Origin of the sequence: Gordonia caeni, from assembly GCF_039537105.1 — a bacterium.
Lineage (GTDB): Bacteria > Actinomycetota > Actinomycetes > Mycobacteriales > Mycobacteriaceae > Gordonia > Gordonia caeni.
The window spans coordinates 169,030-183,947 of record NZ_BAAAZW010000009.1; the positions used below are offsets into that span (position 1 = coordinate 169,030).

At 70.6% G+C, this 14,918-nt stretch carries 16 protein-coding genes and 1 pseudogene; 8 read left to right on the forward strand and 9 right to left on the reverse strand.

The features are described from left to right. Positions 1-85 precede the first annotated feature (85 nt). The 3 genes from ABD732_RS15460 to ABD732_RS15470 are packed head-to-tail and all read right to left on the reverse strand — an operon-like array spanning position 86 to position 2,331. Positions 86-1,090, reverse strand: a complete 1,005-nt coding sequence (locus ABD732_RS15460) for a glutathione S-transferase family protein (protein ID WP_344785331.1) — start codon at positions 1,088-1,090, stop codon at positions 86-88. A gap of 60 nt (positions 1,091-1,150) precedes the next feature. After that, positions 1,151-1,807, reverse strand: a complete 657-nt coding sequence (locus ABD732_RS15465) for a hypothetical protein (RefSeq protein WP_344785333.1) — start codon at positions 1,805-1,807, stop codon at positions 1,151-1,153. Between the two features lie 56 nt (positions 1,808-1,863). Then, on the reverse strand, positions 1,864-2,331 hold the full coding sequence (locus tag ABD732_RS15470) for a M15 family metallopeptidase (RefSeq protein WP_344785424.1): 468 nt from the start codon (positions 2,329-2,331) through the stop codon (positions 1,864-1,866). A gap of 264 nt (positions 2,332-2,595) precedes the next feature. Between ABD732_RS15470 and ABD732_RS15475 the strand changes: the two genes are divergently transcribed. Then, positions 2,596-3,405: an ABC transporter ATP-binding protein gene (locus ABD732_RS15475; protein ID WP_344785335.1), complete on the forward strand. Its 810-nt coding sequence runs from the start codon at positions 2,596-2,598 to the stop codon at positions 3,403-3,405. A 21-nt stretch (positions 3,406-3,426) separates the two neighbouring features. Here the strand turns inward: ABD732_RS15475 and ABD732_RS15480 are convergent. Beyond that, positions 3,427-5,017, reverse strand: a pseudogene (locus ABD732_RS15480) (ATP-dependent DNA ligase). Positions 5,018-5,122: 105 nt separating this feature from the next. Here ABD732_RS15480 and ABD732_RS15485 point away from each other — a divergent pair. The 3 genes from ABD732_RS15485 to ABD732_RS15495 are packed head-to-tail and all read left to right on the forward strand — an operon-like array spanning position 5,123 to position 7,118. Beyond that, on the forward strand, positions 5,123-5,956 hold the full coding sequence (locus ABD732_RS15485) for an alpha/beta fold hydrolase (protein ID WP_344785337.1): 834 nt from the start codon (positions 5,123-5,125) through the stop codon (positions 5,954-5,956). A 29-nt stretch (positions 5,957-5,985) separates the two neighbouring features. Next, positions 5,986-6,756, forward strand: a complete 771-nt coding sequence (locus ABD732_RS15490) for a uracil-DNA glycosylase (protein WP_344785338.1) — start codon at positions 5,986-5,988, stop codon at positions 6,754-6,756. Next, a complete protein-coding gene (locus tag ABD732_RS15495) occupies positions 6,753-7,118 on the forward strand; it encodes a DUF488 domain-containing protein (protein ID WP_344785340.1) in 366 nt (121 codons plus the stop codon). The genes ABD732_RS15490 and ABD732_RS15495 overlap by 4 nt, the downstream gene beginning before the upstream one ends. On the opposite strand, the gene ABD732_RS15500 is transcribed toward ABD732_RS15495, so the two are convergent. Continuing rightward, complete coding sequence (locus ABD732_RS15500) at positions 7,078-7,593, reverse strand: hypothetical protein (RefSeq protein ID WP_344785342.1); 516 nt, start codon at positions 7,591-7,593, stop codon at positions 7,078-7,080. The genes ABD732_RS15495 and ABD732_RS15500 overlap by 41 nt on opposite strands. A 74-nt stretch (positions 7,594-7,667) precedes the next feature. Here ABD732_RS15500 and ABD732_RS15505 point away from each other — a divergent pair, with 74 nt between their 5' ends. Beyond that, positions 7,668-8,069, forward strand: a complete 402-nt coding sequence (locus tag ABD732_RS15505) for an NUDIX hydrolase (protein WP_344785344.1) — start codon at positions 7,668-7,670, stop codon at positions 8,067-8,069. Between the two features lie 42 nt (positions 8,070-8,111). Here ABD732_RS15505 and thiD read toward each other — a convergent pair whose 3' ends face one another. After that, positions 8,112-8,936 carry a bifunctional hydroxymethylpyrimidine kinase/phosphomethylpyrimidine kinase gene (thiD, locus tag ABD732_RS15510; protein WP_344785346.1) on the reverse strand — a complete coding sequence of 275 codons (825 nt, stop codon included), beginning with the start codon at positions 8,934-8,936 and terminating at the stop codon, positions 8,112-8,114. A 116-nt stretch (positions 8,937-9,052) separates the two neighbouring features. On the opposite strand from thiD, the gene ABD732_RS15515 reads away from it, so the two are divergent. Continuing rightward, complete coding sequence (locus tag ABD732_RS15515; protein ID WP_344785348.1) at positions 9,053-9,499, forward strand: VOC family protein; 447 nt, start codon at positions 9,053-9,055, stop codon at positions 9,497-9,499. 49 nt (positions 9,500-9,548) lie between these two features. On the opposite strand, the gene ABD732_RS15520 is transcribed toward ABD732_RS15515, so the two are convergent. Beyond that, a complete protein-coding gene (locus ABD732_RS15520; RefSeq protein ID WP_344785350.1) occupies positions 9,549-10,676 on the reverse strand; it encodes a PQQ-dependent sugar dehydrogenase in 1,128 nt (375 codons plus the stop codon). A 141-nt stretch (positions 10,677-10,817) separates the two neighbouring features. On the opposite strand from ABD732_RS15520, the gene ABD732_RS15525 reads away from it, so the two are divergent. Next, entirely contained in the window at positions 10,818-11,477 is a 660-nt protein-coding gene (locus tag ABD732_RS15525; RefSeq protein WP_344785352.1) for a HEAT repeat domain-containing protein, read from the forward strand. Continuing rightward, positions 11,464-12,471, forward strand: coding sequence for a HEAT repeat domain-containing protein (locus ABD732_RS15530; RefSeq protein WP_344785425.1), 1,008 nt, complete (start codon positions 11,464-11,466; stop codon positions 12,469-12,471). The genes ABD732_RS15525 and ABD732_RS15530 overlap by 14 nt, the downstream gene beginning before the upstream one ends. Positions 12,472-12,480: 9 nt before the next feature. Here the strand turns inward: ABD732_RS15530 and ABD732_RS15535 are convergent, their stop codons facing one another. Beyond that, positions 12,481-14,025, reverse strand: a complete 1,545-nt coding sequence (locus ABD732_RS15535; RefSeq protein WP_344785354.1) for a fatty acyl-CoA synthetase — start codon at positions 14,023-14,025, stop codon at positions 12,481-12,483. An 80-nt stretch (positions 14,026-14,105) separates the two neighbouring features. Beyond that, entirely contained in the window at positions 14,106-14,879 is a 774-nt protein-coding gene (locus ABD732_RS15540; protein WP_344785356.1) for a YggS family pyridoxal phosphate-dependent enzyme, read from the reverse strand. Between the last annotated feature and the right edge of the window lie 39 nt (positions 14,880-14,918).

Below are 14,918 nucleotides of genomic sequence, written 5' to 3' on the forward strand. Positions count from 1 at the left end.
CCGCAGAGTGTCGAATCGTCACCGGTATGCGGTGCAGTTGCGACACTCTGGCAGATCGCGGACGCAGAGTTCGGTCTCGCCGCCGCTACCTCAGGGGCGCCGGCGGCTCGCCGTCACCGAAGGGACGCCCGCCCAGGGCCTCCCGGCCGTGCGGGGAGTTCCAGTTCGACAGATCCGGGCCCTTCGGGACGATTCCGGACGGATTGATGTCGCGGTGCACCTGGTAGTAGTGCCGCTTGATGTGGTCGAAATCAGTCGAATCACCGAAGCCGGGGGTCTGGTAGAGGTCGCGCGCATACGCCCAGAGCACGGGCATCTCCGACAGCTTCTCCCGATTGCACTTGAAATGGCCGTGATAGACCGGGTCGAAGCGCGCCAGCGTGGTGAACAGCCGCACATCGGCTTCGGTGATCGTGTCGCCGACCAGGTAGCGCTGCCCCGACAGTCGCTCGGACAGCCAGTCCAGCCGCGAGAACAGCTGGTCGTAGGCGGCCTCATAGGTCTCCTGCGACCCGGCGAAACCGCAGCGGTACACGCCGTTGTTCACGTCGCGGTAGACCAGCGCGTTCACCGCGTCGATCTCCTCGCGCAGATCCTCGGGGTACAGCACCGGCGCACCGGGACGGTGGTAGTCCACCCATTCGGTTTCGAAGTCGAGGGTGATCTGCGGGAAGTCGTTCGTCACCACGGCGCCGCTGCGCTCGTCGACGATCGCCGGGACGGTGATCCCCTTCTCGTAGCCGGGGATCCGCGCGAAGTAGGCGTCCTGCAGGCGCGGGATGCCCAGCACCGGGTCCACCCCGCCCGGATCGAGGTCGAAGGTCCACGACCGCTTGTCGTGCGTGGGACCGCAGACGCCCATGGAGATCGCCCGCTCCAGCCCCAGCAGCCGACGCACGATGATCGTCCGGTTGGCCCACGGGCAGGCGTACGAGACGACGAGCCGATACCGGCCCGGCTCCACCGGATAACCGTCCTCGCCGTCGCGGGTGATTCTGGTCTCGATGTACCGGGTATCGCGCTCGTACGGCTTGTCCGCCTCGACGTAGGTGCCCTGTTCGCTGGTCTGATTCTCATCCGGGGTGGCCATGCCTCCAGCCTTCCAGGTAATGGCCGGGCCGACCACCTCTCTCAGGTACCGGGCCGATCCCTACCCGGCCGGGTCGGCAGGCGTCTCGGCGTCGACCACTTCTTCCGCCGCCAGTTCGGCGCTCTCGGCGACGTCGGCCAGTGCCTCGGCCTCGTCGTCGGCGGAGCCTTCCAGCGCCCGGGACAGCTCGGCTGCGACATCGATGTAGCGCGCCTTGCGGACGTCGGGTTTGTCGATCTCCTCGGCGACGGTCTTGGCGATCACCCGGCGGATCTCCGCGTCCACCTGCGCGAGATTGCGGATGATCTCCCCGCGCATGTTCCGCGAGTTGACGTCGACGAAGACGTCGCGCGGCGCCGGCGGATCCACTTCGATGCGCAACTCGAGCGGCTTGGCGCAGCGCACCGTCAGGGGCAGGGTGATCAGCCCGTCGACGTCGTACTCGAGGCGATCGAGCTTCAGATCGATCACCAGGCCGATCGCCAGCGGCAGCCGGACGGTGAACGTGATCAGCTCGCCGACGTCACGGGTGATCTCCGGCTCGGCGATACGCACCTCGGCGACCACCTTGACCATGCCGCCGGGCCCGGCCGGAAGCGGACCGACCCGGAACTCTTCTCCCGCGATCGCCGAGAACGCCGCGCCGATGCGTGCTTCGGTGACCGCTACTTCGAAGAAGTTGCGTCCGAACTCCTCGTACGACACATACTCAGGCACCGGTCCATCCTTCCGCATCGCTCATCGATTGACGAAACATCACTGAAAGTGGCCGATCAGCGGCGCGGCACCGAGGCATCGGGGACACGCGGCGGGCACGCGGTGCCCGGAAAGGTCGACAGCTCGAAGTGCCACCACTCGTTGTCGAAGGTCCGGCACAACCCGTAGCGGTGGCCGTTGCGCTGCAGCCACGCGGCACCGGCCCGCGGCCCGACGTCGACGGCCTCGCCGGTGACGTGGGTGGATTCGCTGGGCGGAAGCACCCAGCGCCGTGCCGCCGCCGGGCTGCCGTAGGTGGCGACGCCCTCGCGCCAGAGCGCCGCCTGCTCGGCCCGGCTGCGTTTGCCCGAGTTGATGCGCAGGGGCACTCCCGCCGCCCGAGCATCTCGCGCCGCCACGGTGTACGCCACGGCGAGTTCGGTCTTCAGTCCGGAGGTTCCCGGCGCCAGCGGAATGCCGAGCACCTGCGCGCGGGAACCGGCCGGTGCGGCCGCTGCGGTCGGGGCGGTGACGGCGGGAACCATCACCGCTGCGGTGGCGCAGAGCCCTGCCGCGGCGACGGCGAGCCGGCGCCGCGTGGCCGGCGTGGTGGCGGTGTTCAGCACGATTCCCTCCGAATGCTCCCTTGCGCCGTACTTCTGCCCGGATCTCGTTCCGGCGATGACGCGTCAGGGACTCATTCTGCCAGCCCGGGCACCGCACGACCGCCGGAGAGTGCCCTGCCGGGCGCGCGCTTCGCCCGATTGATCCCGATGTCGCCGCGGCGGACTGCTCGCTACGGTGATCCCGTGTCCATCCCTGTCGCTGCCGATCGGCCCGCCGTCCTCGAGTTCGAGGAGGTCGACTTCGTCCGGAACGGCCGCACAATCCTGTCCGGGGTCGACTTCACCGTCCGGGCCGGCGAGCACTGGGCGCTGATCGGCCCGAACGGCGCAGGCAAGAGCACCATCCTGAGTATCTGCGGTGCCGCCGCCCATCCCACTCGCGGCAGCGCGGCGGTCCTGGGCCGGCGACTGGGCGCGGTCGACCTGCGTGAACTGCGGCATTCGATCGGCCACGTGAATCCCCGCCACCCGCTGCGCTCACCGCTCACCGTCTTCGAGGTGGTGCTGACCGGTGCCACCGGCAGCAACGACCTGGTCCCCCGCTGGACCCCGCCCCCGGCGACGGTGGCGCGCGCCGAGGACCTGATCACCCGCCTCGGACTCGACCCGATCCGGGAGGCCTTGTGGCCCAACCTCTCCCAAGGTGAGCGCGGACGGGCACTGATCGCCCGGGCCCTGCTCCCCGACCCGGACCTGCTACTGCTCGACGAGCCGACCACCGGGCTCGACGTCGCCGCCCGCGAACACTTTCTGCGCACCGTCGACCAGCTCCACGACACCCATCGCGATCTCGCCACGGTGCTGGTGACGCACCACCTCGAAGAGCTGCCGGTCAGCACCACCCACGCCATGCTGATCGGCGACGGGCGACTGCTCACGTCCGGACCGGCCGATCAGGTGCTGACCACCGCGAACATCAGCGACTGTTTCGATTACCCGATCGAGATCAGCCGGCACGACGGGCGTTGGCAGGCACGCGCTTCGAGCGAGTGAGGGTGGTGCGGCAATGATCGATCAGCGAGATGGCCGTTCGCCGGGCAGGCGGCTGCGCAACTGGTCCACGGTGTCGGCATCGCCTGCCGGTTTGCCGTGGTCACCGGTGCGGTAGCGCTTCACGCGAGCGAACCTCAGCGCCACTCCGGCCGGATACCTGCTCGACCGCTGCACCCCGTCGATCGCGACCTCGACCACCACCTCGGGCGCCACCGACATCACGTACCCGTCGTCGGCGGTGGCGATGGTCGGAAAGAACTCGGTCTGCCAACGCAGCAGGTCGTCGGTCAGGCCCTTGAACGTCTTGCCGACCATCACGAATCCGCCGGGCTCACCGAACCGCCCCTCCGGATCCCGGGCACCCAGGTGCAGGTTCGACAACCAGCCCGAACGGCGTCCTGAACCGCGTTCCACCGCCAGGACCACCAGGTCGTAGGTGTACACCGGCTTCACCTTGACCCAGTCCGCCCCGCGGCGGCCGGCCGCGTACACCGAGGCCAGCGACTTGATTATCACGCCTTCGTGACCCGCGGCGAGGGCTTCGTCGAGCACCCGCTGCGCCACCGCCGGATCGGGCACGCCGCCGTCGACGGCAGCCACCTCGACGCCGCGCACCACCGCCTCACCGGCCACCCGCAGCAGTTCGGCGCGCCGCACCCGCAGCGGCTCATCGATCAGGCTGCGGTCGGCGTAAAGCAGATCGAAGAAGCTCACCGACAGCGCAGCACGCCCCTCGGTCGCCGTGTCCGCCGAATCGGCTCATCGTCTCCTGGAACGGACGCGCCCGGCCGCTCTCGTCGAGCGTCAGCGTCTCGCCGTCGAGGACCAGGTCGCCGCCGGGGAACCCGGCGACCAGGTCGACGATCTCCGGGACCCGCTCGGTGACGTCGGCCAGACTGCGCGTGTAAGCACGCACCTGTCCGGCGCGGCGGTGCACCTGCAGGCGGGCCCCGTCGAGTTTGTACTCCACCGAGGCGGGTCCGGTCACGGCAACGGCCTCGTCCACGCCGGGTGCAGAGGCGGCGAGCATCGGCTGCACCGGCGTTCCCGGGGTCAGGTCGATCCGGGTCAGGTCGTCCCCGGCCAGGGCCGCCCGCGCGGTGGCCCCGAGGTCCCCGGTCAGCATGGCCGCGCGCCGCACCCGGTCCTTGGGCAGTCCGGCGGCGACGGCGATCGCGTCGGTGAGGACCCCGGCGAGCGCACCGGTGCGCACCTCACCGGTGAGGACCCGGATCAGGAAGTCCTGTTCGCCGGACACGGCCCGGGCCAGCAGCCCCGACAAGGCAGCCGACCGGCGCGTCACCGACCCCGGCCCGGCGGCGTTCGCCAGCACGGTGAAGGCTGCGTCGACGTCGCCGATCGTCAGCGAAGCCTCCGCTGCGGGCTCCCCCGACTCGTTGCGCACCGTCCGCCAGCCGACGCCGAGCCTGCCCTGCACCGGCCGGCCGAGCAGGAGCCCGACGGCGATCGGGGCCTCGTCGGGGGCCAGTTGCGTGAGCAGCCCGGCGAGTGTCGCGGTCTTGGCCGTGCGCGAGGTGGTGCCGGCCGCTGCGGCAGCGGCCCGCACCACCTCGGCGAGTGCCGTCGGCGGACGCGGCGCGGGTGCGGTCATAGGTGCCGAGTGTAGGCGGCGCCTACGACTCCCTCCGCCGAACGAGGCTCGCTGACGTGCGGTTTCCCCCTGTCGCCCGCCGTCCGCGGCGCGTAGCATCGAGCCATGCGCGACGGGTCCGTCCCCCACGACGGCCACCGGGACATTCCGACGGTCGTGGGGAACCTGCACGTCCGGATCGTCGGCGCCGGCCCGGTCGCGGTGCTCTGGCCGAGCATGTTCGCCGACAGCGCCATGTGGGACCGCATAATCCCCGCGTTGAGCGCCGAACGCCGGCTGGTGCTGATCGACGGGCCTAGTCACGGGTGGAGCGACGCTCTCGACGGCCGGTCGTCGATGCCCGAATGCGTCTCGGCCGCGGTCGAGATCCTCACCGCACTGGACGTGACCGATCCGGTGGACTGGGTCGGCTGCGCATGGGGCGGCCACGTCGGGCTGCACCTGGCCGCCGGCCGCCCCGGACGCCTGCGCACCCTGGTCACCTTCAGTTCGCCGATCCAGCCGCTCTCTCGCGCGCTACGCCTGCAGGTGATCGCCTTGAAGCCGCTGGTCCGGATCATCGGGATGCGCGGTCCCGTACGTTCGGGGATCGTCGACGGTCAACTCACCGAGGCCTCGCGCGTCGACGCCGAGGTGATGGGGGTCGTCGACGCGATGCTCGACGCCCTGCCCCGGGCGGGTCTGATCCACGCGGTCGACTCGTTCATCCTGGACCGCACCGACATCGGCGACCTCCTGCCCCGGATCGACGTCCCCGTCCTCTACGTCGCGTCGACCGATCGGGGCGAATGCACCCCCGAGCAGGCGGCCGCCGCGGCTGCCCGGACACCGCACGGCAGCAGCCTGGGGGTCGACGGCGCCCGCACGCTGGTCCCGCTCGAACAGCCCGGTGCGACCAGCGAGACGATCCTCGGCTTCTGGGCGGCGCATCCGGCCTGACCGGCCCCGCCGGTCGCTACCGTGGAGGAATGGCTTCCCGTGGCAGCACCGCACCGGAGCGCGCCCGGTCGATGCGCGACCTGGAGCAGTTGGATCGCCTGATCATCTCCTGCCGCGCCTGCCCCCGACTGGTGGCCTGGCGGGAGGAGGTCGCCACGGTCAAGCGCGCCTCGTTCGCCGGCGAGAAGTACTGGGGCAAAGCAGTTCCCGGATTCGGTCCGGCCGATGCCTCGATCATGATCGTCGGGCTGGCCCCGGCGGCGCACGGCGCCAATCGGACCGGCCGGATGTTCACCGGCGATCGCAGCGGCGACTTCCTGTTCGCCTCGATGCATCGGGTGGGTCTGGCGAGCCAGGCGACGGCGTCGTCGATCGACGACGGCCTGGAACTCTTCCACACCCGGATCTCCTCCCCGGTCCGGTGCGCACCCCCGCAGAACAAGCCGACGCCGACCGAACGCCGGACGTGCTCGCCGTTTCTGGCCCGTGAACTGGAACTGATGGCGCCGACGATGAAAGCGACCGTGGTGCTCGGTGCGTTCGGCTGGCAGGCCCTGTTCAGCGTGCTGGCCGAGAGCGGCTGGCAGGTGCCCAGGCCCCGGCCCGCATTCGGGCACGGCGCGCAGGTCGTCGTGTACCACCCGGACGGCCGGCGGCTGACCGTGCTGGGGTGCTTCCACGTCAGTCAGCACAACACGTTCACCGGGCGCCTCACCCCTGACATGCTGGATGCGGTGCTGACCACGGCGAAGCAGACCGCCGGCATCGCTCCCACCGTCGACGAAGGAGACGAGAGATGAGTGAGAAGTCGCAGGTGCGCGTGCGGCGGGTCTACGACGATCCCGATTCCGACGACGGCGCCCGCGTCCTGGTCGACCGGCTGTGGCCCCGCGGCGTGAGCAAGGAGCGCGCCCATCTGGACGAATGGTGCAAGACCGTCGCTCCCTCGACGGACCTCCGCAAGTGGTACTCGCACGACCCGGCAAAGTTCGACGGGTTCGCGGAGCGCTACCGCACCGAACTGGAGACCGACGACGAGCAGAGGGCCGCGCTCGATCACCTGCGCGAGCTCGCCGCCGCGGGCCCGCTGACCCTCCTGACGGCGACCAAGCAGCCCGAGATCAGCGAGGCCGCGGTGCTGCGTCAGGTGCTGACCGACTGAGCGCATCCACCCGGGAACGGGTCCACCGGACCCCGCCCTCCCGGACCGCGACGCCGATCAGGCACACCACGAGCACCAGCGAGGGGCGCAGCTGAACGGTCCCGGTTCCGGGATCGGCCCAGTACGCGGCGAGAAAGACCAGCGCACATCCGGCCGCGGCCGCTGCCACCCCCGCGATCCCCATCGTCCACCGCCGCGTGAGCACCGCCTCGGCGACCGCGGCGAGCACAGTCACGACGAGCCCGACCAGCGCTGTCGTCGCCAGGATGTTGTGTTCGACGAACGTATCGTCCAGCAGCGGGGTGTAAGCGGTCCAGCCGGTGTCACCGGACGGCAGGTACTCGGCGTAGCGCCGGGGCATTCCGCCTTCGATACCGGCGATGCCCAACAATGAGGCGACCAGGAACGTCCACCAGCCGACATCCCCCAGCACCCGAGCCCAGGCGAGCGGCGCCCGGGCCGCGTGCATCCGCATGGCCGAACCCTATCCGGCCCGCCGGCTCACCGCGGCGGCGCCTGTCGACGGTGCCCACGGTCTACGGTGGACGGGTGAAGATCGTGCTCGCCGCCAGCGCCGTCATCGTCGATCCGGACGGCCGGATCCTGCTGGTCAAGCGCGGGCACGAGCCGCAGAAGGGCCGCTGGTCGGTGCCCGGCGGCCGGCTCGAGCCCGGCGAGACACCCGCGCAGGCGGCCGTGCGGGAGGTCCGCGAGGAAACCGGTCTCGATGTCCGCATCGGAGAGCAGTTGTGGACCGACACGGTGCCGTTCGGCGACGATCACCTCTACCGCGTGCACGACTTCGCGGCCACCGTGATCGGCGGCGAGCTGCGCAGCGGCGACGACGCCGACGACGCGCGCTGGTTCTCCGCTGCCGAGCTGGAGGCCCTGCCGCTGACCCCGGGCCTGACCGATTGTCTACGCGGAGCCGGGGTCATTCCGCCGGCGTGATCGCCGCCGGGTTTCGGTCGCGGGGCCTTCAGTCGCGGGGCCTCAGTCTCCGGGGCCGAGCTGCAACTGCTGGACGTAAGCACCCTGCCACACCGCGTCGATCGGGGTGTGGCAGCCGAGCCGGTCGGCGATTCCGGCGGTCACGAACTCCTTGGCGAAGGCCACGGCGTCTTCGATACCTGCGCCCGAGGCCAGTTCCGCGGTGATGGCGGCGGCCAGCGTGCAGCCGGCACCGGCGACGCGCTCGTCGCCGATCTTCGGCGTGCGGAAGACGGTGACCTCCTCGCCGTCGTACAACACGTCGACGGCCTCGTCGCCTGGCAGATCGATGCCGCCCTTGACCACCACGTACTCGGGGCCGAGCGCGAAGATGCGCTGGGCGGCCTCGGCCAGGTCGGTCTCGGTGGTGATCTGATCCATGCCGGACAGGATCTGCGCCTCGAACAGGTTCGGGGTCACCACGGTCGCCAGCGGCAGCACCTTCTCGCGCAGGGCGGTGTCGGTGTCGAGGGCGTCGCCGGGTTCCTGGCCCTTGCAGATCAGCACCGGGTCGAGGACGATGTGGCGCCACCGCTGACGGCTCAGCGATTCGGCGACCACGTCGATGGTGGCCGGGGTGCCCAGCATGCCGATCTTCACCACGTCCAGGTCGTGCGCGGCGGTCGCGGCCTCGATCTGGTCGGCGATCACGTCCGGCGCGATCGGTACGAACCGGTGCCGCCAGCCGTCCTTCGGATCGAAGGAGACGATGCAGGTGATGGTCCCGACGCCGTAGACGCCGAGTTCCTGGAAGGTCTTCAGGTCGGCCTGCAGGCCGGCGCCGCCGGTCGCTTCGGAGCCGGCGATGACATATGCGAGATCTACCACGGCTCCGAGGATACGTGCCCGGGCCTGCGGCGCGCCTGTTCGGTCGGCGCCCGAGTCGGCACCCGGTGCACCTCGAAGGCGAACCTCCGTCGGACGTCACGGTTATCGTGGCGATCATGGCCGTCCATCGCATGGATCACGTGAGCATCGTCGTCACCGACCTCGACGCCGCTGCCCGCTTCTTCACCGAACTCGGGCTCGAACGCGAGGGGGAGGCGACCGTCGAGGGCGACTGGGTGGACGGCGTCAACGGCCTCGACGGGGTTCGCGTCGAGATCGTGATGATGGCCGTGCCGTCGCCCGGCACCGGACGGCTCGAGCTGACACGCTTCCTCCATCCACCGCTGGTCGACGACCAGCCGGAACCGGCGCCGCCCAACACCCTCGGTCTGCGAAGCATCATGTTCGCCGTGGACGACGTCGACGGCACCGTCGCACGTCTGGCCGGGCACGGTGGCACGCTGCTGGGCTCGGTCGAGCAGTACGAGAACGCCTACCGGCTCTGCTACGTCCGCGGACCGGGCGGGATCATCGTCTCGCTCGCGCAAGCCCTGACACCGTAGGCCCGGCCCGCGGGGACAGCGCTCACCTCGCCCTACGCGCCGATGTGGATCACCGAGATGGTGCGGCGCCGTCGCGGCTGAGCCGCTGCAGCCGCAGGATCTTGTCGTCCCCGTCGGACGGGTCCCCGCGCCCGTCGGTGTTGTTGGTGAGCACCCACAGCGAGCCGTCCGGGGCCACTGCGACATCGCGCAGGCGCCCGGCCTCGCCGTCGAGGTATTCGGCCGACTCCGCGGTGTCGGCCAGCGGCACCGCACGCAGCCGCTGTCCACGCAGGTTCGCGATCACCAGCTGGTCGCCGAACACGGTGATGCCGCTCGGACTGGCCTCCGAGGTACCCCACTGCTGGACCGGATCGATCAGGCCCGTGCGCCCGGCGGCGCCCTCGGCCTGCGGCCAGCCGTAGTTGCCGCCGGCGGTGATCTCGTTCAGCTCGTCCCAGGTGTTCTGACCGAACTCCGCGGCGTACATGGTGCCGTCCGGCGCCCACGTCAGACCCTGCGGATTGCGATGCCCGAAGCTGTAGGTCAACTGCCCGGGGAACGGGTTGTCTTGCGGCACCTCACCGTCCGGAGACATCCGCAGGATCTTCCCGCCGAGCGAGTCACGTTCCTGAGCCAGTTCCGGATCATTCGCGTCACCTGTGGTCGCGTAGAGCATGCCGTCGGGTCCGAATGCCAGCCGGCCGCCGTTGTGCACGTGCGCGGCCGGGATCCCGTCCAGGACGGTCTCCGGGGAGCTCAGCCGCAGCGCTCCCGGCTCCCCCTCGATCGCGAAGCGCTCGATCCGGTTCTCCCCGTCCCCGGTGTAGTAGGCGTACACGTGGTCCTCGTGCACGGCGAGACCGAGCAGACCGCCCTCCCCGCCGGCCTGCACGCCGTCCAGACGTGCCACCTCGCGCTGGGCGCCGGAAGCGTCGAGCTCGACGATGCGCCCGGAATCACGTTCGCTGACCAGCGGTGTCTCCCCGTAGAAGACGATCGACCAGGGTGCCTCGAGAGCGGTCGTGATCACCGTCGGCTCCGCGGGAGCTCCCGGGGACGGCGCGGTGGCCGCGGAGGATTCCGCGGCGGAGCCCGCCGTACTCTCCGGGGCGGTGTCCCCATCGCCGCATGCGGTCAGCAGCGCACCCAGCAGGAGCAGGATCGCCGCGCCGACGGGTCGGATCCGGATCGTCATGGAGTCAATCATTCCTTCTCGGCCGACACACGTCAGGAGAAAGCACTGTCCGGCGGCTACCCGGAACTCGCCCCTTGACCTTCACACGGTGTCAGGGTCTTGAGTAGGGAGCAGCAACAGCGATCAGAACGGAGGTCCGCGATGACCACCACGACACCGCCCGAGCAGCTCCGTCGGGCACTGGGCGCGCCCGGCTCCTCCGGCCGACTGCGCGCCGCACTGGGCGCCGGCTCGCAGCCCGATCCCGATTACGCCCCGGTCCTGGTGGAGCGTTGCGCGGTGGAACCGGACTTCTTCGTCCGCGACATGCTGACCTGGGCACTGGTCCGCCACCCGGTAGAGATCACCGTGCCGCTGCTGGTCGAGGCCGCGCGCCGCGGCCCGGTACGTGCGCGAAGCCAGGCGCTGCACACCCTGTCCAAGATCGGCGATCCGCGCGGCTGGTCGGCGATCGACCGGTCGGTGCTTCTCGACGCCGACGACGACCTCGCCCGCAGCGCCTGGCGCGCCGCCGTCGTGCTGGCTCCCGACGACCGGCGTGAGCAGCTCGCCGCGACCCTGGCCACCCGGCTGGGGACCGGCGACTCCCAGCTGCGACGCAGTCTCAGCCGCGCCCTGGCCGCTCTCGGCCCGGCCGCCGCCGGACCGCTCGCGTCGGCGGCCACCGACGACGACCCCGCCGTTCGGGCGCACGCCGCCGCGACCGCCGCCCTCCTCGACGATCCCGACGCCGATCTCGGGGCAGCCGCCGGTGAAGTGGACAGATACTTCGCGACCGGTGGCGGCCATGCGGATCGGTGAGGTGGCGCGGCATTCCGGGGTGAGCACCCGCATGCTGCGTCATTACGACACGATCGGGCTGCTGGCCCCCTCCGGCCGCACCTCTGCGGGCTACCGCGAGTACTCCACCGGCGATCTGAAGCGCCTGTTCCAGGTCGAGAGCCTGCGCAGCCTCGGACTCTCCCTCGCCGAAATCGGAACGGCGCTCGACGATCCCGGATTCTCCCCGGCCGTGCTGCTGGACCGGCTCCTGGTTCGGACCCGCGAGCGCATCGCCCGGGAGGAAGAGCTCCTGGCGCGCCTGGGCGACATCCGCGACGGCGCCCCGGCCGAATGGGCGCAGGTCTTGCATCTGATCCCGCTGATACGCGGCCTGCAGTCAGCGCTGCCGGCCCGGCGCCAGTCCAGCGCGCTGGCCATGACCGGCAAGGATGCCGCCGCGCTGGCCCGCGCACTCACCGAGGCGCTGCTCGCCGAGCCCGAGCCGAACGCCGCCGGTGCGCTCAAGTGGGCACTGCGCCGCGCCGGCGATGCGGCTTTCGGGCCGCTGACCTGGGCGCTGGGCTCCCCCGATGCGCGCGTGCGGTACCGCGCCGTCGACGCGCTGGCCGACCTCGACACCCCCGAGGCGAGCACCGAATTGATTGCGGCACTGAACCATTCCGATCCGGCAGTCCGGCGGCGCGCCGCCCTGGCCACCGGTTCACGTGGGTTCGGAGACGCGCTGCCCGAACTGCTCACCATGGTGATCGACGGGGATCGCGACGTGGAAGCGGCGGAGACGATCGGTGCACTGGCACGCAGCCGGGAACTGACCGACGAGATCGCCGGAACCATTCTCGCCGAGCTCGACGGCCTCGACGATCCGGGCGCCCGGCTGCGTCTCACCCAGGCGCTGGCCGAACTGCCCGGTGAGACGTCGGCGGCCGCCCTGTCACGGTTGACCGCCGACGCCGATCCGAATGTCGCGCGCTCGGCGACTTTCCTGGCCGGTCTCGCCGGCCGGGACGGGTGAACCCCGGAATCAGCCGGCGCGCAGTTCCCGCTTCAGGAGCTTGCCGCTCTGGTTGCGGGGCAGGCTCTCCACGAACCGGATCGCCTTGGGCACCTTGAACGGGGCGAGCCGCTCCTTCACGTGCGCGATGAGCTCGGCTTCGGATGCCGCGGCGCCGTCGCGTAGCACCACGACCGCGGTGATCGCCTCGATCCACTTCTCGTCGGGCACACCGATCACTGCGACCTCGCCGACCGACTCGTGGGTGTACAGCGCATCTTCCACCTCGCGCGAGGCCACCAGAATGCCGCCGGTGTTGATCACGTCCTTGATCCGGTCGACGACGGTGAGGAACCCTTCGGCGTCGCGGGTCACCAGGTCGCCGGAGTGGAACCAGCCGCCGGCGAACGCCTCCCGCGTCGCCTCCGGGTTGTCCCAGTACCCCTGGCACAACTGCGGTGAGCGGTACAGGACCTCCCCCGGTTCGCCGTCGGCGACGTCGTCGCCGTCGGCGTCCACCACGCGCGTCTCGACGAACAGCACCGCACGCCCCGCCGACGACGGGCGTTCGTCATGCTCCTCCGGGCGCAGCACCGTTGCCAGCGGGCCGATCTCCGACTGCCCGAAGCAGTTGTAGAACCCCAGCTGCGGGTACCGCTCACGCAGGCGGCCCAGCACCGTGACCGGCATGATCGACGCTCCGTACTGGGCCTTCCGTAGCGAGGACAGATCCCGCGTCTCCAGGTCGGGGTGACTCGCCAGCGGCACCCACACGGTGGGCGCCAGGAACAGCGAGCCGATCCGGTCCTGCTCGACGATCCGCAGAATCTCGGCGATATCGGGGCCGGGCAGCAGCGTGATGGTGGCGCCGACCGCGAGGTACGGCAGCGTGAACACGTGCATGCCCGCCGAATGGTAGAGCGGCATGCACACCAGCGGTTTGTCATCGGCGGCCAGGTCGAGTCCGACGATGCTCGAGGTGTACTCGTGGACCAGTGCGCCGTGAGTCATCATGGCGCCCTTGGGTTTCGAGGTGGTCCCCGAGGTGTAGAGCAACTGGACCAGATCGCCGGCGGCGGCCGCCGATCCCAGATAGGGGACCTCACCGGTCGTGGCTGCTTCCAGCAGTGAGCCCGCCCCGTCGCGCAGCGGCACCACCTGCTCCACCGAGGTCTCCGGCAGCACCGCGTCCAGGGCCTCGCGCAGGGCCGGATCCACCAGCGCGGCGCGCGCGCCGGACTGGGCCAGCAGGTAGCTCAGCTCATCACCGGAGAGCGCGTAGTTGATCGGCACGTGCACCAGCCCGGCGCGCGCGGCGGCGAGATAGCCGATCACATAGGCATCGGAATTGGTGCCGTAGGCCGCGACCCGATCGCCCCGTGTCAGCCCGAGTCCCAGCAACGCGGCCGCGGCGCGCGTGACCGCGTCGTCGAGCTCGCGGTAGCTCAGTTCACGGTCGCCGAATCGCAGTGCGATGCGCCGCGACTGCACCGCCGCACTGCGGCGCAGCACGCCGTCGACGGTGTTCGCGCGAGCGTCACCGGTCTGCGCGGCTCGAATGTCGGTCTCCGTCATAGCGCGGCCCTTCTGATATCTCGATCACACTGTCGGGCCCACATTAACGTTCGGCCGCGGCGGCCGCCCGCGGCCCGGCACTACCGGCCGGTCGTGCTGTCCGGCCAGTAGTGACTGTCCGGGGTGGCGCGGGCACCGAAGATCGCCTGCCCCACCCGGACGCAGGTGGCGCCTTCTTCCACGGCCACTTCGAAGTCGCCGGACATGCCCATCGACAACTCACCGGGCCCGATCAAGTCGGGGTCGGTATCGCGGGCACGGTTCCGGGTCTCGCGGAGCGTCTGGAAGCAGCGGCGGACCCGAGCGGTGTCAGTGGTGAACAGAGCCAGTGTCATCAATCCGCGCACCCGCAGCGTCTCGAAACGCGGGAGTTCCCGCAGGAAGCCGGAAACGGCGTCGGGGTCCAGTCCGTACTTCTGTTCCTCGGCCGAGGTGTTCACCTGGACCAGTACGTCCAGAGATCGTCCCGCCGCCTGCAGCCGCCGGTCCAGCGCCTCGGCGACGCGGAGGCTGTCGAGGGCTTGGAACTCGTCGGCGAAGACGACGACGTCCTTGGCCTTGTTGGTCTGCAGGTGCCCGATCAGCGACCACGCGACGTCGACGTCGGCGAGCTCGGCCGACTTGCGTTTGGCCTCCTGCACCTTGTTCTCACCCAGTCGGCGGCACCCGGCCTCGACGGCGAGGCGGACCCGGTCGGCCGGCACCGTCTTGGACACCGGGAGCAACCGCACCGCGGCCGGGTCGCGTCCCGCACGCTCGGCGGCGGCGTCGATCCGGGCTCGGACCCGCGCCACATTGGCCCGGAAGTCACCGACCGTCGTCGCCCCTGGGTATTCATCTGCCGAATCGTCCATTCCACCATTGTGGCTCACTCGGGCAACCTGATTCCCTCG